Source organism: Lysinibacillus sp. FSL M8-0337, from assembly GCF_038593855.1.
Lineage (GTDB): Bacteria > Bacillota > Bacilli > Bacillales_A > Planococcaceae > Lysinibacillus > Lysinibacillus sphaericus_D.
In genome coordinates this window covers 3,897,671-3,917,338 of record NZ_CP151996.1, presented here as the reverse complement: position 1 = coordinate 3,917,338, position 19,668 = coordinate 3,897,671, and the positions used below count along the sequence as shown (strand labels likewise).

The following is a 19,668-nucleotide window of genomic DNA, read 5'->3' as shown; positions in this document are numbered from 1 at the left end:
GACGAAATAAAAAACCTGCTTACCGATTTATTTTTGGTAAGCAGGTTTTTTTTTGACGAATAGAATACCAACAACAAGCACACCACATAAAAATAAGGCTGCGGTCGTCACAAGCAACTCGTCAAGATGATTATGAAATGCAATGCCAATGAATGCCCAGATAAAAACGCTAGGATAGACAATATCAAAATGATGATAACGTATATGTAAGGCGATTACGACACCAATTGTCAGTAAAATAACTGCCCAAAGTGGATTGCTAAGACCGAAGCCATTCCATTCATATGAAGTTAACGTAAAACTCGTATTTGTCATCAATAAAAATGTAGACCAAGCAAAGTAAAGTGAAATCGGTAGGCGGCCAGATAATGCATTATTGGAATGTGAGTACGTATTGTAAAGGAAAAATAAGTATAGTACTAACATTACTGTACAGATGAAAAATACTATGAATAATTCATAATGCCAAAATAAAATAGAAATCGCTTGTAATATACATACATTGCTAAAGAGAACAGTCTGTTTTATAGTTGTCTTTTTAAAATTCATAACTAACCAATAAGCGAGCAAAATGTAAATGACTATCCATATCATATAACTAATATTAATAGGTGCAAACATTACGGGAAAACGATTTGAGATTTCTAACGAAGATTGACCATTTATTTTTATAAAATAGGATGAAAAGGTTAGGATGAGTGAGACAATATACGTTATTGTCATTAAAATAAACTTAGGCAAGGTTTCCTCTCCCTTCGTGTTAAATTGTATAGGGAAAAGACAAATAAGTATAGGACTGTCACAGAATATCTATTTTATTATAGCGGAAAATCCTTACAATGTATCAAGTGAATTTGTTGAAATTATCTACAATTTACCATTTGGATATGCATCCAAATACTTCTTTAGTACAATAGAAATATCCAATTTGAAGGAGTGGAATTTTAATGACTCAAAATCTAAAAAATCTTGACCTATCGATTGAACTAGATAAAAAAATGTATAAAAAGAAATTAAAAGTACTTCAATATGAAATGTTAAATGCACAGCAATTTTTACTAAATAATAAAATCGGCCTTATTCTAGTATTTGAAGGAATGGATGCTGCTGGTAAGGGAGGCGCCATTAAACGTCTTATTGAGCGGGTAGACCCTAGGGGTTACGTTGTTCATCCAATTTCAGCACCACAGCCTCACGAATTACGCTATAACTACTTGCAACGTTTTTGGAGAAAATTACCGCAACATGGCCAAATTGCCATTTTCGATCGCTCTTGGTATGGACGAGTGCTAGTAGAGCGTATCGAAGGATTTGCAAATAAAGAAGAATGGTCTCGTGCGTATGAAGAGATTAACAACTTTGAGAAAATTTTAACGGCTGGAGATTACATTGTTATAAAATTCTGGTTACATGTGTCAGACGAAGAGCAATTGAAGCGTTTTAATGAGCGTGCGCAAGATCCATATAAATCATGGAAGTTAACAGATGAGGACTGGAGAAATCGCGAAAAAACACCAGAATATATCGCAGCAGCGAATGATATGTTTGAAAAAACAGACAAGAAAAATGCGCCATGGGTTTTGGTAGCAGGAAACGATAAAAAACATGCACGTGTACAAGTGCTACAAGAAACGCTTGCACATATTGAACGCGAGGCACAAAAGCGTGGTTTACATTTAACAAATGTTTTAGATAAGTCCGATTTAGAGGATGCTGAATCGTCCAGTATTGAATTGTTACAAATTCAACCAAAAAAACAAGTGAAAAATAAATAAATAATATGATTGATGCTGTGATAACAAGACAGGAGCTGTTTTGGTTGTAGCAGCATCTTTTTTTACATACAATGAACATGTACTGACAATTATCGGAAGGCTTGTGGAGAGAAATGGTGCTAAAAATTTGGAATTTATTAAGGAAAAAGGGTGGAAATGTGGTCTCGATTCAGGGGGAGAAATGCTACGTTCGCACATTCCAAGAAAAAGATGCACAAAGTTTAACGGGTCTTGTAAGCCGAAACAAATATTTTTGGTCTACATATGAACCGTTACAGCGTCCTGAATACTATACAGTTGATGCACAATATAAAAAAATCCAAGAAAGTTTATATTTAATGAGCTCAAAGAGAGAATTTACTTTCGGGATATATGAGCAAGGTACAAATAATTTAATAGGTCACATTGCGTTGTATGCTATCAAACGTTTACCGTATTCAAGCGCCTTTGTTGGTTATGCGATGGATGAAATCTATATAGGAAAAGGAATTGTAACAGAAGCGGTAGAATTGGTTGTACAATTTGCCTTTGAACAAATAGGGCTACATCGTGTGGAGGCGTATGTATCGACTGAAAATAACGCTTCGATTCGGGTGTTGGAGAAATCAGGATTTCAACGAGAAGGCTTATTAAGAAAATTACTGTATATCAATGGGCAATGGGTAGATCACTATATGTATGCTCGCCTAGAGCCATCATCATGAACACACAACAAGTTATAATAAAGTACAAAAAGTGTTAGATGACTGCTATCAATCTAACACTTTTTTGCTGCGCCATTGTTGTCCGCTTAGGCGGTGCTTTCCGCTCAGCACAGTAAACCTCAACCCTCGCTAACACGCAGAATGCCCGCGTCTTACGCAGTGTGCGTTCTGAGCAGGAGTCACCGCCTTTGCTACCAACAACTAATGCTCACTTCTAATTAAAGAATGAATAGCTAAGGTTTCGTTAATTGTACTAACACCTTTGTTACATTTTATTTTTTAGAACCTAAACTAGCAAAATCATTTAACAGCTTCAAAGGTGATGGTTTGATTTCGATTTGTAGGATATTGCTTATAACAATAATCAGATGAAATAACGATATCTTTAAAGCCAATTTGCATTAAAAGCCTTTTAAATTCTTGAATTCCATACCATTTTAAGGTGAATATTTCAAATTCGCTTTCGATACATTTGCCTTCTTTCCATTTATCATAGCGATGGTGGGTAGTTGTCGTTTGTTCAATATAATTGATTGCAGATTGTGTTATTTGCAATGTAATCAATTCATCTTGCTTATTTGTAAACGTTCGATATTGAGAGCTGCCTTCATGAAAATCTGGTTGCAAAAATATATCGACTATCAATCTTCCATTTGGTTCTAAATGATGATAAAAATTAGATAGACTAGTCATAGCTTTTTCATCATCAGTAATTAATAAAAATGTTCCAGTAGGGATTATGATTGCTTCATAAAGTTGATCAGATTGGAATGTCTCCATATTTGCTTGATAAATAGTTGTTTCTTTCTGTGCCTCTTGTAGATTGCTTCGACAGTAGTCTAACATTTCTTCGGATAAATCAAAGCCTTCAATAGCAAAACCTTGTTCAAGTAAAGGAATTAAAATACGCCCTGTTCCAACAGCTGGTTCTAATATTTTTCCTTTGACATGCTGAAGTCTGTCGCTATAATATTCGACATCACCGAATGATGTGCCGATTGGTTTATCTAGATTATAAACTTCTGCTGAAATCGAATGATAAGTATACATATTGTCCTCCAATTATAGTTTACTTTTTATAGTATTATTACATAAATTTACCTAATTATTGTGTGAAACGCAAGATATGTTCAATAAAAGGAATGTCTACTACATTATTTACAGCGATATAATATAACAAAAGCCAATAAAAAATGTGTCTATCATTCGATAATTCGAAACGATAGACACATTTTTTAATTATATAGAAAGCTTTTCTGCCAAAAACTATGCCTTTGGCGTTATCGTTTTATTTACTACCGTCGTCAATTAAATCAAGGCGACCAGTATTTGGGTCAATAACTAAACCGTGAACAGGGACACTATCAACCATTAACGGGTGATTACGAATTGTATCGACACTTTTCTTCACGCTTGTTGCTACATCGCCGAAACCACGTAAGAAATCTTTTAAATCAATACCAGAGTACTCCATCATCTTAATGGTTTCTTCTTTAATACCTCGGTCTACCATTTGGTTAAGCATTGCATCTGGATCAACTGCGCTCATACCACAGTCATAATGCCCAACTACATACACTTCATCAGCTTGCAATCCATAAACCGCAACGAGTAAACTACGCATTACTGCACCGAATGGGTGACTCACTAAAGCACCAGCACTTTTTACAATTTTAACGTCGCCGTTTCTTAAATTCATCGCTTTTGGTAATAGTTCTACAAGGCGAGTGTCCATACAAGATAAAATAACGATACGCTTATCTGGGTACTTAGTTGTAATAAAAGGCTCATATTTTTTTTCTTGAACGAAATCTTCATTAAACTTTAAAATCTCTTTTAACATTGTCATGAAAGTTTGCTCCCTTCCCTAATGAAATATTTTAGAGCAAAAATGTAAATATGCAAATAATAATGACAATATTCACGCAATTTTCATGAAAAAAAAAGGAGTTTGGTAAATTATTTAGCTAATCTAATATGACATATTTATAAATAAAAAAAACAGCTACTTGAAGTAGCTGTTTTTATATGATTAATATTTTTCTTTTGGTTGTGGATCTACAGTTACAGAAGATTTGCTATCTAAGCCAACTTGTAGATAGTGGATAAAGAATCCCATAGAAATTAATAATACGGCTGAAAAGCCAAGTACAGTTGTAATGAACATTATAAAAGCTCCTCTCTACTTACAATAATCTACTATATGAACTACACTAATTATACAATAGGTTGCTAGGAAAATGTAAGGATAATTTATGACATCCATAAGATACCTAGCCTAGAATAATATTATTAGGACTGACTATTTACTTAAAAGGCCCAGTTGCCATTGCGGAAAATTGGTTCAATTTGACCATCAGCTGCGATGCCATCAATATCCATATTAGCAGAGCCAATCATAAAGTCAACATGCGTTAAACTTTGATTTAGACCGTGAGACAGCAATTCTTTTGATGACATTTCTTTGCCACCTTCTATACAAAAGGAATAGGCATTACCTATAGCTAAATGGTTAGAGGCATTTTCATCGAATAATGTATTGTAAAATAATAATCCGGATTGTGAGATAGGCGATTGGTGGGGAACAAGTGCTATTTCCCCAAGATACTGTGCACCTTCATCTGTTGCAACAAGTGATGCTAAAATATCTTGTCCTTGCTGTGCTTGTATATCGATAATACGACCATCTTTAAATGTTAATGTAAACTGGTCGATAATATTGCCACTATAGCTTAAAGGTTTCGTACTTGAGACAAAGCCATTGACACCTGTTTTGAGTGGGGCTGTAAAAACTTCTTCTGTTGGCATATTTGCCATAAATGTATTGCCATATATATTGACACTACTGCCACCTGTCCAAATATGCTTCTTTGGTAACTCAATTGTTAAATCTGTTCCCGGAGCTTGATAGCGCAGGAACTTAAATTGTTTCTTATTTAGGTAGTCGGCTTTGTTATGTAGCTGTTCGTCGTGAGTTTTCCAAGCATTGACCGGTTCATCTTGGTCTGTGCGTGTAGCAGCAAAGATTGCTTCCCATAATGCCTCAACTTGCTGTTCTTCTGGTAGATATGGAAATACTTTGGCTGCCCATTGTTTAGAAGGAGCAGCAATTACTGTCCAGCTAAATTTATCTGCTCGCATCATAGTATAGTAGTTAGCGAGTGCTTGACCTGATGCTTTTTGGAAAGTCATAATTTTTTCATGATCGATATCCTTTAAGAGGTCTGGGTTTTGTGAAACGATGCTTAAAAAGGCAGCACCTTGCTCTGCAAGCCATTCACGCTCTTGAATTTTCCATGGAGGATAAAAATCAAATGAGTCTTTTGGAGCTTTTTCATAACGTGTGCGCACAAGTCGATCATCTGATAAATCAACAAAAACCTGTTTTGCACCATTTTCATAAGCAATTTTAGTAATTATTTCAGCTAATTTTAAGTTATCGGTCGAACAACTCACATAAAGGTATTGATTTTTCTGGATATTTACTCCTATTTTCACGGCTAATTCGGCATATCTTAGTAATTTTGTGTCAAATGATAATAACAAATTCTTAACTCCTTTCGATAATAGACAATTTAGTGTATTATTCTTAATTCAATATAATCAAATATGGTCGAAATGTGAATAAAAAGCATTTATTTCATCGAAAAAATAATGAAATACATTTATACTATATAATATGTTTATTTAAAATATGGAAAATAGGACGAAAATAAGTAAGTATAGAAGATTTGGAGGTTCTAATATGGATTTATCGTCAGTAGTAGGGATAATTTTAGCGCTAGTTGCACTATTAACAGGGATGGTGTTAAAGGGAGTAAGTTTAAGTGCCTTTTACAATCCAGCGGCTATTTTAATTATCATCTTCGGTACAATATCTGCTGTAACAATTGCCTTTCCTATGAAGGAACTAAAGCGGGTACCAAAGCTATTTAAAATTCTTTTTAAAGAAACAAAACTAGCAGATGATATTGAAATTATTAAGATGTTTTCACAATGGGCCGATTTAGCTCGTCGTGAAGGATTGTTAGCGCTAGAAAGTAAGGCTTCAGAAATTGAAGATCCATTTTTAAAAAATGGTCTTACATTAGCAATTGATGGTCAAAACGCAGATTATATCCGTGATGTATTAACGGAAGAAGTAGAAGCGATGGAAGAACGACATATAAGTGGTTCGGCTATTTTTACACAAGCAGGTACATATGCCCCGACATTAGGGGTACTCGGTGCGGTAGTAGGGTTAATCGCAGCATTAGGAAATATGAATGATATTGATAAGTTAGGTCATGCTATATCAGGTGCATTTATGGCAACATTATTAGGTATTTTTACAGGTTACGTGTTATGGCATCCATTTGCCAACAAGTTAAAACGTAAATCAGCAGTTGAAGTAAAGCAAAAACGTATGATGATTGAAGGCATTCTTTCTGTATTAGAGGGGGAAGCGCCACGTGTTATTGAACAAAAATTATCTTCTTATTTAACGATGGAAGAGCGTCGTCAAATTACGGGTGAAAGCGGGGCGGGCGGCCTTGGCAAAGAAAGCTAAGAAAAAAAAGCATGAAGATCATGTTGATGAGTCTTGGTTAGTACCATATGCTGATATTTTAACGTTATTACTGGCGTTATTTATCGTACTTTTTGCATCTAGTTCAGTTGACCAAGAAAAATTAGAGCGTATGTCGGCAGTGTTTAATCAAATATTTGATGGTGGGTCGAGCTTTTTAGAACAACCATCTCCAATGCAAACACCAGATGCAAAGAATGATGAAACACCGCAACAGCCACAGCAAAACTCAGCGTATTTAAAAGATCAACAGGAGCTAGCTGAAATTAAAGATAGTGTCGATAATTTTATTGCAGTCAATGAGATGGAAGGTCAATTCGCGACAGAAATGACAGATGAAGGTTTACTTGTTACAATTCGCGATAGCATTTTGTTCGATCCAGGTAAAGCTACTATTAAGCCAGAGTATAACAAAATTGCTAGTGAACTTGCAGCAGTATTAGTGTCTGACCCAGCACGTAGTGTTGTCATTACTGGTCATACAGATAACGTACCACAAACAGGTCCTGAATTCGCTTCAAACTGGGAATTATCGGTAATGCGAGCGGTGAATTTTTTAAAGGTTTTAGTGAATAGTAATTCAGAACTTGATCGGGTTTATTTTAGTGCAAAAGGGTATGGGGAATATAAAGCCATTGCACCAAATAATACGGCTGAAGGGCGCGCGAAAAATCGTCGTGTGGAAGTATTAATTCAACCACTTGTTGCTGAAGATGGCTCTGCTGCGAAAAATACGCAGTAGTCAAAAGAAAAAGCTATTAGCAAATGACTTAAAGGTCCTTGCTAATAGCTTTTTTAGTGTAGAGAGGGAAGGTTATAGGGCATTGCTATTATTTGCGTAAAGAGCCCAATTCAGCAACGATAGCCTGCATTTCACTAGGGCTAAATGTGTCACGTTTCATAACCATTTCGTATAGATAGACTAAATCTTCATAATTTGCTTCATCAAAATTCTCTGATTTCATGGCATCTACATTGACCATGCGAAGCTTATCTTTCATTTGATCGACCATATAAATAACGTTTTCTTTTGACGATATAGATAAATCCATTCAATTAACCTACCTTTCATAATCCTAGCCAATATCATTTCATTGAATAAAAAAAATGTCAACACTGTAATTGTGCGTTGCTTTAAAAATAGACTGTAATTGGGTAGAATAAGGGCAGTAAGCTGTTTAATTATAATAAAAAAGGGAATAAACATTACACAAGCAGGGGGTATATAAAATATGGGACAAAGTAAATTATTAGCATCCATCGTTGTAGGTGCTGCAGTAGGTGCTGCATTAAGCATGTTTGATCGTACTACACGAGAGAAAACTGTCGCTACTACTAAAAAAATGAAGGAAGCAGTATCATATTACGCATCGCATCGTAATGAACTGCAAGATTTAATTGAGGAAAAAGTAATCGCAGCTAAAGTACTTTGTGATAGCGTATCAGAAAATGTCAATACAATAGCTGAGAAAGTTGATGAATTTAAAGAATTACCTTCCACTATTCAAGGCATGATTAGCGATACAAAAACAGCCTTTACCTCACCAGAAAAAGAATAGGCTGTAGTTCAAGGAGGGAATTAAATGGAAAAGAAAAAAGCATCCATACGTTCTTCATTTGCGGAAGTAAAAGCATTTTTTTCGCCAAATGAAGATATGGTAGATGTGATGACATCGAAAGGCTTTATCCAAGATTTAATGCTTCGCATACAACGCGTTGAAATATCGGCGCTCGGGGCGCAACTTGCTTATTTCTTTTTGCTATCTTTCTTCCCCCTACTCATTTTCCTTGTAACGCTTTTGCCATATTTAAATTTAGAAACAACGCAAGTTTATTCGTTTTTAGTTAATTTGATGCCTGATGAAGTATACAGGTTGATAGAAAGTACATTAAATGAGGTGCTAACGAACCGTAATAGCAGCCTATTATCAATTGGTGTACTTGGGACGATTTGGTCTGCGTCAAAAGGAATCAATGCGTTATTAAGAGCTTTAAATAAAGCGTACGATACCGAAAATAGGGTGACCTTTATAGATCGAGGGCTCTCTCTTGTATTTACTATAGCTTTAGTAATTGTAATAGCAGTCGCGCTTTTATTACCTGTTTTTGGACAGCAAATTGGTCATTTTTTATTTTCAATTGTTAGTATTGAAGATGAGTTTGAATCCCTTTGGCGCAATATTCGCTGGTCGATGCCACCGTTACTTATTTTTGTAGTGTTGATGGCAATTTACTGGTTAGTACCGAATACGACACCTCGATTGAAATTAATGGGTGTTTGGCCAGGCGCAATGTTTTCGACGCTCGCATGGTTGCTTGTGACATATGGTTTTTCTTTCTATATTAGTAATTTTGGAAACTATTCTGCTACATATGGTAGTATTGGTGGCGTTATTATATTAATGCTGTGGCTGTATTTTACTGGGATGATTTTAATTTTTGGTGGTGTCTTAAATGCCACGATGCAAAAGAGAGCATTGCTTAAAGCTGAAGGTGCTATTAAATAACTGTAAAAGTAGCACAAAAGAGAAAAAGTGTTAGATTGACAGCAATCAATCTAACACTTTTTGCTATGCGTGGATATAGATACAATGGATGCTTCCGTAGGCACACCGTTGATTTCCGTTCCATGCGCTTCCTTTCCGCAGGCACGGCTTCAACTAATTTTTGCGGCTGTCGCCGCAAAAATGGATTTTCAGCTCGTGCTGTTCCTGCTGGAGTGTCGCGCCTTTCACTCCAATCAACTAATCACGCATCGCAGAAAATTGTGTGAGTGATTGGCACTAGGGAGTCTTCTTAAAGTGCAAAAATCCACTTGCTTTCCGCGGGCACGACGTAAGCCGCAACCATCGCTAACGCGCGGAATGCCAGCGTCTTACGTTCTGTGCGTTCCCGCAGGGGTCTACGTGGATTTTTACTTAGTAAAATTGTGTGAGTGACTGGCACCCACATATGCTAGCAGATACAAACTTTGCGATTGTAGTGAAGGGTTGCTCGACTCCTGCGGGACAAACGTGAGACTTAAGACCCCGCACGTAGCGCAGTGGAGGAGGAGGCTTAAGCCACGCCCGCGGAAAGCGAGCAACCCGTAACGAAAATCAATGGCAGTAGTTTATTTTTATGAATTGGATGACACTTTAAAAGGTGGTCTCGGTTTGAGACCACCTTTTCTATACATTTTTATTAAGCATTCGTAAGCCGTTTAAAATAACGAGAATTGTACTGCCTTCATGACCGATCACACCTAGTGGTAAATCGACAACTTGTAAAAAGTTAGAGGCAATTAATAAAACAATAATGCCGATAGAGAAGAAAATATTTTGTTTCACGATTCGTTGCATTTTGCGAGAAAGACGAACCGCATAGGCAATTTTAGATAAATCATTTTTCATTAACACGACATCTGCTGTTTCTAAGGCAACATCTGTCCCTTCGCCCATTGCAATACCAGTAGTGGCTGTTGCTAATGCTGGTGCGTCATTGATACCGTCACCAACCATCCCTACATATTTATGTTGATCGAGGAGGCGTTTCATTTCCGTCACTTTTGTTTCAGGAAGACATTCTGCCACAAATTCAGTAACGCCTGCCTCTTTTGCAATAACTTTAGCCGTTTTCTCATTATCGCCAGTCAGCATGATAACATCGATTCCTAATTCTTTTAACAATGCGACAGCTTTTTTTGCCTCATCACGAACCGTATCTTTTAATGCAGCAAGTGCGACAATACCTTCCTTGTCACGTATAAAAATTACTGTTTTACCTTCAGCAGAAAGCTTTGATAATGCGTTATTTGCGAATGTGTTAGCTTCTTCACTTCCAACAAAATCTGGTTTACCTATTAAATACTCTGTTCCATTAACAAAGCCTTTCATGCCCCAGCCAGGGATATCTTCAATCGTTGCTTGCGCAAACTGTGATATGTGTTGTGCTTTAGCGTAGGTAGTAATCGCTTGTGCTAAAGGATGGTTTGATTGAGCTTCAATACCTGCAAGAATTGCTAATGTTTCTTCTTGATTTAAACCATCGCGTACGATGAAGTCTGTTACGATTGGTTTACCTTGTGTTAAAGTTCCTGTTTTATCGACTGCTAATGCACGTAACGCACTTAAGTGCTCGAGGTGTAAGCCACCTTTAAATAGTATCCCGTTTTTCGCGCCATTCGAAATAGCTGCTAATGTGGCAGGCATAATGGATGCAACCAGTGCACATGGAGATGCCACTACTAAAAGTACCATTGCTCGATAAAACGTTGTCGTCCAGTCCCAACCGATTAAAAAGTGGGGAAGGAACATCATAAGTGCAACAGATAGTAACACGAATTTTACATAAGTACCTTCAAATTTTTCGATAAATTGCTGTGAAGGTGATTTTTCACTTTGAGCATTTTGAACAAGCATAATAATTTTTTGGAATAATGTTTCGGAATTTGGTTTTGTCATTTCCATAGTAATCGCGCCATTTAAATTAACTGTCCCTGCAAATACTTCGTCACCTTCGAACTTGGCAATCGGTAATGGCTCACCACTAATAGCAGCTTCATCGATAGAAGACTGTCCTTTAAAGATAATACCGTCTGCTGGGACACGTTCACCAGGTTTAATCAGTAAATGGTCACCAATTTTTAGTGTTGAGACAGCGACTTTCATCGGTTCAAACCCACCGCGTACTAACCAAGCTTCCTCAGGTTGTAAATTCATGAGTGCAGATATTTCGCGGTGACTTTTGTTCATAGCATATGTTTCTAGAGCGCCACTGACAGCAAAGATAAAAATAAGAATGGCTCCCTCTGTCCAATAGCCAATAGCTGCTGAGCCAATTGCAGCTAAAATCATTAGTAACTCTACGTTTAATTTTTTTTCTTTTATAGTTTCTTCGATGCCTTCTTTTGCTTTTGCAAATCCTCCAACACAAAAAGCAACAATATATAAAAGAACTGAAGCAGTTGTTTGATCATTTGTATCTAAACGCCATGCAAGCAAGATAAATAAACCTGCCATAATAGCAGCAATTAGTTCAGCGTGCACTTTTATATTCTCAATTAATCCAACATTTTCTCGATTAGAGTACTCCATCTAAATCCCCCCTGATAATGAAAATCAATATCAAAAACCTTATAAATTAAAGAAAAACAAGCGTTTCTGTAGTTGATAACCACTTTCAATCAAGTCCTTCTTAATTTAGAATTATTATAACAAAGCTGTTTGGAAAAAGAAAGGAATAAATTTAAATTAGAATAAAAAGTCCTTTGAAATATTTGGTTTAGGGGAGTTACAAATCAATATACTGATAAAATAGTGAGCTTGTTCAAGAAAAAATAGGGGTTTATCTAGCGCAAAAAAAGACACAGTATATTCACTAGGAATATTCTGTGCCTCTATATTTTGTGTTCGTTACAGGTAAATCTTTTCGTTAAAAATGTGCTATTAGCTTAGAAGACTCTTTCTGCATGTAGCGCAAGTTTCTCTAGAGAAGATTTATCTACATCAGCGTGAAGCGAGTTACCGTGAGAGTCCATTGTTACAACGGCTGTGAACCCTTCAACGTTTAAATGCCACATAGCTTCTGGAATACCGAATTCCATTAAGTCTACACCATCTACACCTTTAATGCAGTCTGCGTAGTATTGAGCGGCACCACCGATTGCATTTAAGTAAACCCCACCGTGTTCACCTAAAGCGGCAAGTGTTTTTGGACCCATACCGCCTTTACCAATTACAGCACGGATACCAAATTTTTTCATGATATCTCCTTGGTATGGCTCCTCACGGATAGAAGTAGTTGGACCAGCAGCTTTCACTGTCCAGTTACCTTCTTCATCTTTAGCCATTACAGGACCACAGTGATAAATAACTTGTCCGTTCAGATCAACTGGTGCATCGTGACTCATTAAGTGATGGTGAATTGCATCGCGACCAGTGTACATACGACCAGTAATAGACACAACGTCACCTACTTTAAGTGAACGAATTTGTTCTTCTGTAATCGGTGCAGTTAGTTCTACAACATTTGTAGAAGTCTCTTCTGCTGTTGCAGCAACTTCATCTTTAAATGTAATTTTTTCGCCTTCTTGATAGTGCCAGTTAATGATTTCGCCAGTTTCTGGATTAATATCAACTGCCATACGACGGTATGCCCAGCAGTTATAGGCTACTGATACGTAGAATGATGCAGGAATACGGTGCATAACGCCAATTTTACAACCAAGTAAAGTTGCTTCACCACCGAAGCCCATTGTACCAATACCGAAAGTGTTGGCAGTTTTTACAACATATTCTTCTAATTTTGCAAGATCAGGATTTGCATTCGTATCTTCCACATGACGGAATAATTGCTCTTTTGCTAAATCATAGCCAGAAGAGCGGTCGCCACCGATACCTACGCCGATGAAGCCTGCAGAACAGCCTTGACCTTGTGCTTGGTAAACAGAGTGTAGAATACATTTACGGATACCGTCTAAGTCACGACCAGCACGACCAAGACCTTCTAACTCACATGGTAAGCTGTATTGGATGTTTTTATTTTCACAGCCGCCACCTTTAAGAATTAATTTAATCGTAATATAGTCTTTTTCCCATTGCTCGAATTTCATAACTGGTAGTCCATCACCAAGGTTGTTGCCACTGTTTGCACCAGTTAAAGAATCAACAGCATTTGGACGTAATTTTGCATCGGCTGTTGTATCGTTAATTGCTTTTTTGATTGCTTCTTTAATCTCTAATTGGTTTACACCTACAGGAGTGTAGATTTTAAATGTTGGTAGACCAGTATCTTGACAGATTGGTGATACATTGTCTTCTGCCATAATAATATTATTAGAGATTGTTTCTAAACTCATTGCTGCACGAGTGCCTGCATTTTCAGCTTCTTTCGCTTTTTTAATGGCACGACGTACATCTTTTGGTAAGTTTGTTGACGTTTCTGTAATTAAATCGTATAGACTTTTCTCCAAAGTTTGAAGATTCATTTTGGTATTGCCCCCCATAGAAAATTTAATTATTTCCACGAACCATTATACTCTTTTCCACTAATGAAAAAAAGAGTGCATGTAATTGTGGTAGGAATTAGCGAATAACTTTATAGAATTCTAATGTTTCGTAATTTGCCATTAAATGTTCAAAGAGAGTAATTGCTTATCGGGAACGTTTGTTCTATAATGGAATTAACTTTAATTCAAGGAGGATATTTCATGTCAGAAACAATTTCGTTAAAGTTACCAAAGGAAGTTGAATCATATCGAAATATAATAGAAGGAACCATGAGTCCTGTTGTTGTAATGGAAGCGCATGAAAAGGAAACGACTTTATTTGCAAGTAAATTAGCAGGGAATCCATATTTTCCACTGACTATGGAATATCCTAAAAACGAGGAACAACAACCATTAAAGCTTTTAGCACAAATTAATTTTGCGGATGTTCCTAAGCACGTGCCTCATTTCCCAGAGCAGGGGATATTGCAATTTTATATTGACGGTTATGATGATGTCTTAGGGATGGATTTCGATAATGGGAAAAATCAAGCGGGTTTTCGCGTTATTTTCCACGATACAATCATTGATGATGAATCGCAACTTGTGCAAGACTTCTCATTTATCGAAAATGAGGATGAAGAAATGTATTTTCCTGTAGAGAAAGAACTGGCATTAAGCTTTAAAGCAAAATTTGAACCTTTATCAATGGGTGATTTTCGAAGCGATGAAAAGTACGCAAGTCTCTTAGCGGCTATTGAAGAAGACGAAGAATTAGCAGATGTATTGTATGATGTATTATCTGGCGCAGGGCATAAAATGGGGGGATATCCATTCTTTACACAGGATGATCCTAGAGCTTATGGCGATTATAACGATTCTACAACGTTGTTATTGCAAATAGATAGTGAAGGAGATCATATATTGTGGGGAGATTGCGGTGTTGGCAATTTCTTTATTACAGAAGAAGAGCTTAAAAATAAAGATTTTAGTCAGGTTGTTTATAATTGGGATTGTCATTAAAAAGCAAGCGGGCAAATTATTTGCTCGCTTGCTTTTGCGTGTCATTATTGTTCACGAGCGTTGAATTGCTCCATTTTCTCTTCTAAATCATCCATCATTTCAATTAGACGATCAATATCCTGTAATTCAGTCGTTTCTGGGTCGATGGCATCTAATACTTCTAAAAACATTTCAAGACGTTCTTTTAAGTAAGTTACTTGTTGCTCTTTATCAGTGATTGGCTTTGACATACATACACCTCATTTCGTCCCTTACATCGTAGCTGATTTAGGACTAAATTTCAATGCCTAGGTAAACACCTAGGACTTAGAGATTATTTTGAAAAATTAATAGACAGAATATTTACAATATTGATGTTGTATGTTAAAGTTGTTTTAAGAAATAGTAAAGGAGCTGATGGTACTAAACGGTGAACTCTAACTCGAAAAGGAGGGAGTTTAAACAAGTAATCGGCAAATAAAAAGCCGAAATTCGTGTTTATACAATTGAATGGAGATAAGTGTTAGTTAAGCCTTAGCGTAAAATCACATGTGGTGAGCGCTAAGGCTTTTTGGTATGCTGTTATGTGGAAGATGACTTGATGTTGGAGGAAAAAATGACTTACTTCTCAGATTACAGCAAAAAAAGGTTTGCAATCCTAGTGTTAATTGTATCTATATCAGGGTTTTCACAAGGAATGCTACTGCCACTTATTTCTATTATTTTTGAACGTGACGGTGTATCCTCTGCATTAAATGGTTTAAATGCGACAGGTCTATACATAGGAACTTTATTAATCTCACCGTTTATCGAACAACCTTTACGAAGATGGGGCTACAAACCAATTATTTTAATAGGTGGTGCACTTGTATTTGTCTCACTCCTTGTATTTCCTTTATGGAAAAGTGTTACATTTTGGTTCGTGTTGCGTTTGCTGATCGGTGTAGGCGATCATGCGCTACATTATGCAACTCAAACATGGATTACAAGCACAGCTGATCATAAAAGTTTAGGGAAAGGCATGGCTATTTATGGGTTGTCTTTTAGCACAGGTTTTGCGGTAGGGCCATTGATGGTAAAGCTTATACAAATTGCTGAACCATTGCCGTTTATTGTGTCGTCGATTATGTGCTTATTTGCATGGTCATTTGTATTTTTATTACGCAACGAGAAGCCAGAGCGTCTAACCGGTGATATGAATGCAAGAGGATGGAATCGCTATAAGGTGGCTATTGTATTTGGGTGGATTGCATTTTTAGGCCCTTTTGTTTACGGTTTTTTAGAATCGTCGTTAAATGCTTTATTTCCAGTATACGCCTTGCGTAAAGGTTTTGATGTGGATATGATTCCCATTATTTTATCGGTCTTTACCTTTGGAGGTATTTTAACGCAAGTTCCTCTTGGCGCACTGGGCGATAAAATTGGACGGCGAAATATCTTGATGACTGGAGCATTTGGAGGAGCTATCCTTTTTAGTGTGGCCAGTTTTTTAGAGCATTCACCATTAGCGGTAGCAATCGTATTTTTCTTTGCAGGTACATTGGTTGGTTCGATGTTTTCTCTTGGAATTACATACATGGCGGATTTAACGCCGAAAGAACTATTACCGACTGGCAACTTACTTTGTGGAATTGCCTTAAGCATCGGTAGTTTAACAGGACCGTTTTTAGGCGGGGTTTATTTAGAGTTTGTAAAAAATTATAGCTTCCTTTTACTTGTGGCGTTGCTCTTACTAACTGTGGCAATCGTTTTAATGATATTCGGGAAACATAAAAAAAAGCGACCAGTGACGGTTTAACGTCATGGTCGCTTTTATATGCAAAAATAAAAGAGCGGGGCTCATCTCCCGCTCATAAAACAAAAAACGCCCAGCAAATCCGTGCTGTAATGGCGTTTTTCGGTGTGACACGGATGTTCCGTCCATGCCACGTAGGTTTGGCACCTAACAATATATTATACAGATAAGCTATTATAAAAGCAATTAGATAGTTGATAGATATATAAGGAATTAAATGGAATTCCCGCGTGGTGGGGGGAATCCATTTGATAAATAGTGATACCCGCGGAATGGGGTGGAGTACCCGCGAAATTAGAGTGAATACCCGCGGAGTGAGAGGGAATATCCGCGAAAGCAGAGTGAATACCCGCGGAATGGAGCGAAATACCCGCGAAAGCAGAGTGAATACCCGCAGATGCAGGAAGTGATTTTGCGAAAGCGAGTGTGAAATATAATAGTAACAAGAATTAACTAGTAATTGGTGATATTATGGTTAAAAGATTTAATTAAGAATAAGGAGGATATTCCTTGAAAATTATGCGTAACTCAGACCTTTTAAGTGCCAGTGAGATAATGGATTTATTAGATGATTCTCAAAGGACGATTAAATCTTTAAAAAAAGAAGAACTTACAGAAGCAGCTAGGGCTATATTAAGAGAATCGTTAGAAAAATCCATAGAAATATATAAACAAAATAAAGATTTTGGAAGTGTTGAAACCTTTAGCAATATATTGTGTAATTTTGAGAGCTTAAAATTTTATTTAGAGTTTGATCATGAAAATTCTATTGCATATTCTTTTGAATGTAATAAAGAGACTGAGCATTATGCTTTAAAAGATAGTGGTTTTTTTACCTTGTTAAAATAAAAAGAAACTCTAAAAACTGTTTGAAGTGAATCCTGAAGAGAAGACACTTAAAAAGTGTAACTATTTCAGATTCAGTCCATTTAGCTTTTAGAGCTCCTTTACTACATAATCTGCCATAAATGAGGCTTTATTTTTATAATGTGCGATATTATAAGATCCTATTTTTCTATCTAGGAATGGTTTAATGTACCCTCCCTTTTTTGTTTGTAAATATTTTGACTTATTGAAAAATAAAATGCAAGAAATGTTATATGAAGTTTTAATGCTTGAGGTCAAAAAATACTCTATTACATAGTTGAGAGTAAAAAAATACTCTATTACATAGTTGAGAGTAAAAAAATACGCCAATCTATGAAAACTGCATAATGATTAGTTTTTTTTCAGCGTTGATTTTTGGAGAGAATTAGGAACCTAGAGGAGAGATTATCTATACAAGAGGCAGTCTACACCTACCTTCTGAAGTTGTTATATAGTTTTAAGGAGTGAAATCATTTTTGGTATCGGGAAAGGAGAGTTGATTCTCTGGTGGGAGACCTGAATTCTGCGAAAGAAGCCCTTTTTCTTATTTAAACTAAAAGAGCATCTCAAAAAACTTAGAGATGCTCTAACTGGTTTATTTTCTTAACACAAGCTTTGCAACGCACTCAACTTGAGCAGTTTGTGCGAACATGTCAACGGGCTGAATATATTCCACATCATAAAGTTTTGATAATTCCTGTAAATCTTTAGCCAGTGTAGAGGGGTTACAAGAAGTATAGACAAAACGTTTTGGCTTTAGTTTTAGAACAGTGCGAATAAATTCTGGAGCAAGGCCTGTGCGCGGCGGATCGACTGTAATGACATCCGGCGTAAAGCCTTCTTTGCGCCATTTCGCTAAGACACTTTCGGCAGTGCCCACCGCGTATTTCGTATGTTTAAAACCATGCTTGCGCGCGTTTGTTCGAGCATCTTGAATGCTCTCTGGGATAACATCCATACCGCGAACTTCTTTCGCTTGATCAGCTAACCATAAACCAATTGTTCCCACACCACAGTAAGCATCAACAACCGTTTCTTTACCTGTTAATGCAGCTGCTTTTTTAATTTCATTGTATAAATGTACGGTTTGTGTTGGATTCAATTGGAAGAATGCACGAGCAGAAAGGTCGAAGGCTAATTCCCCAAGCTCCTCATGAATTGTTTCCTTGCCGTCCAGCACAATCGTTTCATCACCGAAAATTAGAGAAGTTTTTTCACGATTAATATTTTGTGCAATCGACACAATACTTGGGTCGATTTTTTTAATGCGTGTTATAAGCTCAGCAAGGTGGGGAATTTCTTTGCGTGTCGTTACAAGCACGACTTGCGTTTCACCTGTACGAATCCCTGTACGGACAACAATCGTACGCACTAAACCATCGAGCGTACGACCATCGTAAATCGTAATATTTAGTTTTTGTAAGATTTTACGTGTTGCCACTGTAATTTTCGATGTGATTGGATGTTGTACAAGACAATCGTTAATATTCAGTAGCTTGTTGCTGCCTTCAGTAAAAAGACCTGCATAAACACGTTTACCTTCTTTACGAACTTGGAACTGGCTTTTGTTGCGATAATGCCATGGGTTATCCATACCCAGTGTATGGCGAACTTCTACAGATGCAGCTAATGGCTTAGCATAGCGTTCTAAAGCTTGCATCACGATATCACGTTTTTCAAGAAGTTGTTTTTCGTATGTCATATGTTGAAGCTGACAACCGCCGCATTCATTGTAAACAGGGCAAGGTGCTTCCTGACGATGCGGTGATGCTTTGCGAATCGCCAGGATTTCAGCCTCTGCGAAATTTTGTTGTGTTTTTGTAACTTGAGCAGTAATTTCTTCTCCTGGAATTGCGCCTTTTACGAAGACAACGTTGCGTTTGTAAAAGCCCACTCCTTCGCCATTAATACCAAGTCTCTTTATCGTTAATGGGAATTTTTGTCCCACTTCCATCGTTGTTTGTTGCGTCAAGCGATCCACGTCCTTTAAC

Annotated in this window: 19 protein-coding genes; 9 read left to right on the top strand and 10 right to left on the bottom strand. The window is 36.9% G+C overall.

The features are described from left to right. Positions 1-27: 27 nt before the first annotated feature. On the bottom strand, positions 28-741 hold the full coding sequence (locus MKY08_RS19150) for a hypothetical protein (protein WP_069509516.1): 714 nt from the start codon (positions 739-741) through the stop codon (positions 28-30). A gap of 206 nt (positions 742-947) precedes the next feature. Between MKY08_RS19150 and MKY08_RS19145 the strand changes: the two genes are divergently transcribed. Next, positions 948-1,775 (top strand): polyphosphate kinase, encoded by an 828-nt coding sequence (locus tag MKY08_RS19145; protein WP_069509513.1) that lies wholly within the window; start codon positions 948-950, stop codon positions 1,773-1,775. 113 nt (positions 1,776-1,888) lie between these two features. Then, the gene (locus tag MKY08_RS19140) at positions 1,889-2,479 is read left to right on the top strand and encodes a GNAT family protein (RefSeq protein ID WP_051147783.1); all 591 of its coding nucleotides are present in this window, start codon (positions 1,889-1,891) and stop codon (positions 2,477-2,479) included. A gap of 300 nt (positions 2,480-2,779) precedes the next feature. Here the strand turns inward: MKY08_RS19140 and MKY08_RS19135 are convergent, their stop codons facing one another. From MKY08_RS19135 to MKY08_RS19120, 4 genes are all read right to left on the bottom strand, one after another. Then, positions 2,780-3,529 carry a class I SAM-dependent methyltransferase gene (locus MKY08_RS19135; RefSeq protein WP_069509509.1) on the bottom strand — a complete coding sequence of 250 codons (750 nt, stop codon included), beginning with the start codon at positions 3,527-3,529 and terminating at the stop codon, positions 2,780-2,782. 238 nt (positions 3,530-3,767) lie between these two features. Beyond that, positions 3,768-4,328 (bottom strand): carbonic anhydrase, encoded by a 561-nt coding sequence (locus MKY08_RS19130; RefSeq protein ID WP_069509507.1) that lies wholly within the window; start codon positions 4,326-4,328, stop codon positions 3,768-3,770. A 183-nt stretch (positions 4,329-4,511) separates the two neighbouring features. Continuing rightward, entirely contained in the window at positions 4,512-4,646 is a 135-nt protein-coding gene (locus MKY08_RS19125) for a hypothetical protein (RefSeq protein ID WP_255313775.1), read from the bottom strand. 143 nt (positions 4,647-4,789) lie between these two features. Beyond that, positions 4,790-6,025 (bottom strand): aminopeptidase, encoded by a 1,236-nt coding sequence (locus MKY08_RS19120; protein WP_069509505.1) that lies wholly within the window; start codon positions 6,023-6,025, stop codon positions 4,790-4,792. Between the two features lie 199 nt (positions 6,026-6,224). Here MKY08_RS19120 and motA point away from each other — a divergent pair, with 199 nt between their 5' ends. Continuing rightward, positions 6,225-7,028 carry a flagellar motor stator protein MotA gene (gene motA / locus MKY08_RS19115; RefSeq protein WP_025220619.1) on the top strand — a complete coding sequence of 268 codons (804 nt, stop codon included), beginning with the start codon at positions 6,225-6,227 and terminating at the stop codon, positions 7,026-7,028. After that, positions 7,012-7,788 (top strand): flagellar motor protein MotB, encoded by a 777-nt coding sequence (gene motB / locus MKY08_RS19110; protein WP_069509502.1) that lies wholly within the window; start codon positions 7,012-7,014, stop codon positions 7,786-7,788. Before motA ends, motB begins: the two co-directional genes overlap by 17 nt. 88 nt (positions 7,789-7,876) lie before the next feature. Here the strand turns inward: motB and MKY08_RS19105 are convergent, their stop codons facing one another. Further along, positions 7,877-8,098, bottom strand: coding sequence for a DUF1128 domain-containing protein (locus tag MKY08_RS19105; protein WP_024364531.1), 222 nt, complete (start codon positions 8,096-8,098; stop codon positions 7,877-7,879). Positions 8,099-8,278: 180 nt separating this feature from the next. Here MKY08_RS19105 and MKY08_RS19100 point away from each other — a divergent pair, with 180 nt between their 5' ends. Together MKY08_RS19100 and MKY08_RS19095 are read left to right on the top strand one after the other, a co-directional pair. Beyond that, complete coding sequence (locus MKY08_RS19100; RefSeq protein ID WP_024364532.1) at positions 8,279-8,605, top strand: YtxH domain-containing protein; 327 nt, start codon at positions 8,279-8,281, stop codon at positions 8,603-8,605. Positions 8,606-8,629: 24 nt separating this feature from the next. Next, entirely contained in the window at positions 8,630-9,553 is a 924-nt protein-coding gene (locus MKY08_RS19095; RefSeq protein ID WP_069509500.1) for a YihY/virulence factor BrkB family protein, read from the top strand. Between the two features lie 663 nt (positions 9,554-10,216). Here the strand turns inward: MKY08_RS19095 and MKY08_RS19090 are convergent. Together MKY08_RS19090 and MKY08_RS19085 are read right to left on the bottom strand one after the other, a co-directional pair. After that, a complete protein-coding gene (locus MKY08_RS19090) occupies positions 10,217-12,121 on the bottom strand; it encodes a heavy metal translocating P-type ATPase (protein ID WP_069509497.1) in 1,905 nt (634 codons plus the stop codon). Between the two features lie 356 nt (positions 12,122-12,477). Then, entirely contained in the window at positions 12,478-14,013 is a 1,536-nt protein-coding gene (locus MKY08_RS19085; protein ID WP_069509494.1) for a fumarate hydratase, read from the bottom strand. 222 nt (positions 14,014-14,235) lie between these two features. On the opposite strand from MKY08_RS19085, the gene MKY08_RS19080 reads away from it, so the two are divergent. After that, entirely contained in the window at positions 14,236-15,036 is an 801-nt protein-coding gene (locus tag MKY08_RS19080; RefSeq protein WP_069509492.1) for a YwqG family protein, read from the top strand. Between the two features lie 44 nt (positions 15,037-15,080). Here the strand turns inward: MKY08_RS19080 and MKY08_RS19075 are convergent, their stop codons facing one another. After that, positions 15,081-15,266 carry an SE1561 family protein gene (locus tag MKY08_RS19075; protein ID WP_069509488.1) on the bottom strand — a complete coding sequence of 62 codons (186 nt, stop codon included), beginning with the start codon at positions 15,264-15,266 and terminating at the stop codon, positions 15,081-15,083. Positions 15,267-15,616: 350 nt separating this feature from the next. Between MKY08_RS19075 and MKY08_RS19070 the strand changes: the two genes are divergently transcribed. Continuing rightward, positions 15,617-16,813, top strand: a complete 1,197-nt coding sequence (locus MKY08_RS19070) for an MFS transporter (protein WP_256093129.1) — start codon at positions 15,617-15,619, stop codon at positions 16,811-16,813. Positions 16,814-17,320: 507 nt separating this feature from the next. Beyond that, positions 17,321-17,659 (top strand): hypothetical protein, encoded by a 339-nt coding sequence (locus MKY08_RS19065; protein WP_069509485.1) that lies wholly within the window; start codon positions 17,321-17,323, stop codon positions 17,657-17,659. Positions 17,660-18,272: 613 nt separating this feature from the next. Here the strand turns inward: MKY08_RS19065 and rlmD are convergent. After that, positions 18,273-19,649, bottom strand: coding sequence for a 23S rRNA (uracil(1939)-C(5))-methyltransferase RlmD (gene rlmD, locus MKY08_RS19060; protein ID WP_081327874.1), 1,377 nt, complete (start codon positions 19,647-19,649; stop codon positions 18,273-18,275). Positions 19,650-19,668: the final 19 nt, after the last annotated feature.

Excerpts from the sequence above, each read along its gene's own strand:
- MKY08_RS19145 (WP_069509513.1), top strand. The coding sequence starts at position 948 with ATGACTCAAAATCTAAAAAATCTTGACCTATCGATTGAACTAGATAAA.
- MKY08_RS19140 (WP_051147783.1), top strand. The coding sequence starts at position 1,889 with ATGGTGCTAAAAATTTGGAATTTATTAAGGAAAAAGGGTGGAAATGTG.
- MKY08_RS19135 (WP_069509509.1), bottom strand. The coding sequence starts at position 3,529 with ATGTATACTTATCATTCGATTTCAGCAGAAGTTTATAATCTAGATAAA.
- MKY08_RS19130 (WP_069509507.1), bottom strand. The coding sequence starts at position 4,328 with ATGACAATGTTAAAAGAGATTTTAAAGTTTAATGAAGATTTCGTTCAA.
- MKY08_RS19125 (WP_255313775.1), bottom strand. The coding sequence starts at position 4,646 with ATGTTCATTACAACTGTACTTGGCTTTTCAGCCGTATTATTAATTTCT.
- motA (WP_025220619.1), top strand. The coding sequence starts at position 6,225 with ATGGATTTATCGTCAGTAGTAGGGATAATTTTAGCGCTAGTTGCACTA.
- MKY08_RS19105 (WP_024364531.1), bottom strand. The coding sequence starts at position 8,098 with ATGGATTTATCTATATCGTCAAAAGAAAACGTTATTTATATGGTCGAT.
- MKY08_RS19100 (WP_024364532.1), top strand. The coding sequence starts at position 8,279 with ATGGGACAAAGTAAATTATTAGCATCCATCGTTGTAGGTGCTGCAGTA.
- MKY08_RS19095 (WP_069509500.1), top strand. The coding sequence starts at position 8,630 with ATGGAAAAGAAAAAAGCATCCATACGTTCTTCATTTGCGGAAGTAAAA.
- MKY08_RS19090 (WP_069509497.1), bottom strand. The coding sequence starts at position 12,121 with ATGGAGTACTCTAATCGAGAAAATGTTGGATTAATTGAGAATATAAAA.
- MKY08_RS19085 (WP_069509494.1), bottom strand. The coding sequence starts at position 14,013 with ATGAATCTTCAAACTTTGGAGAAAAGTCTATACGATTTAATTACAGAA.
- MKY08_RS19080 (WP_069509492.1), top strand. The coding sequence starts at position 14,236 with ATGTCAGAAACAATTTCGTTAAAGTTACCAAAGGAAGTTGAATCATAT.
- MKY08_RS19075 (WP_069509488.1), bottom strand. The coding sequence starts at position 15,266 with ATGTCAAAGCCAATCACTGATAAAGAGCAACAAGTAACTTACTTAAAA.
- MKY08_RS19070 (WP_256093129.1), top strand. The coding sequence starts at position 15,617 with ATGTTGGAGGAAAAAATGACTTACTTCTCAGATTACAGCAAAAAAAGG.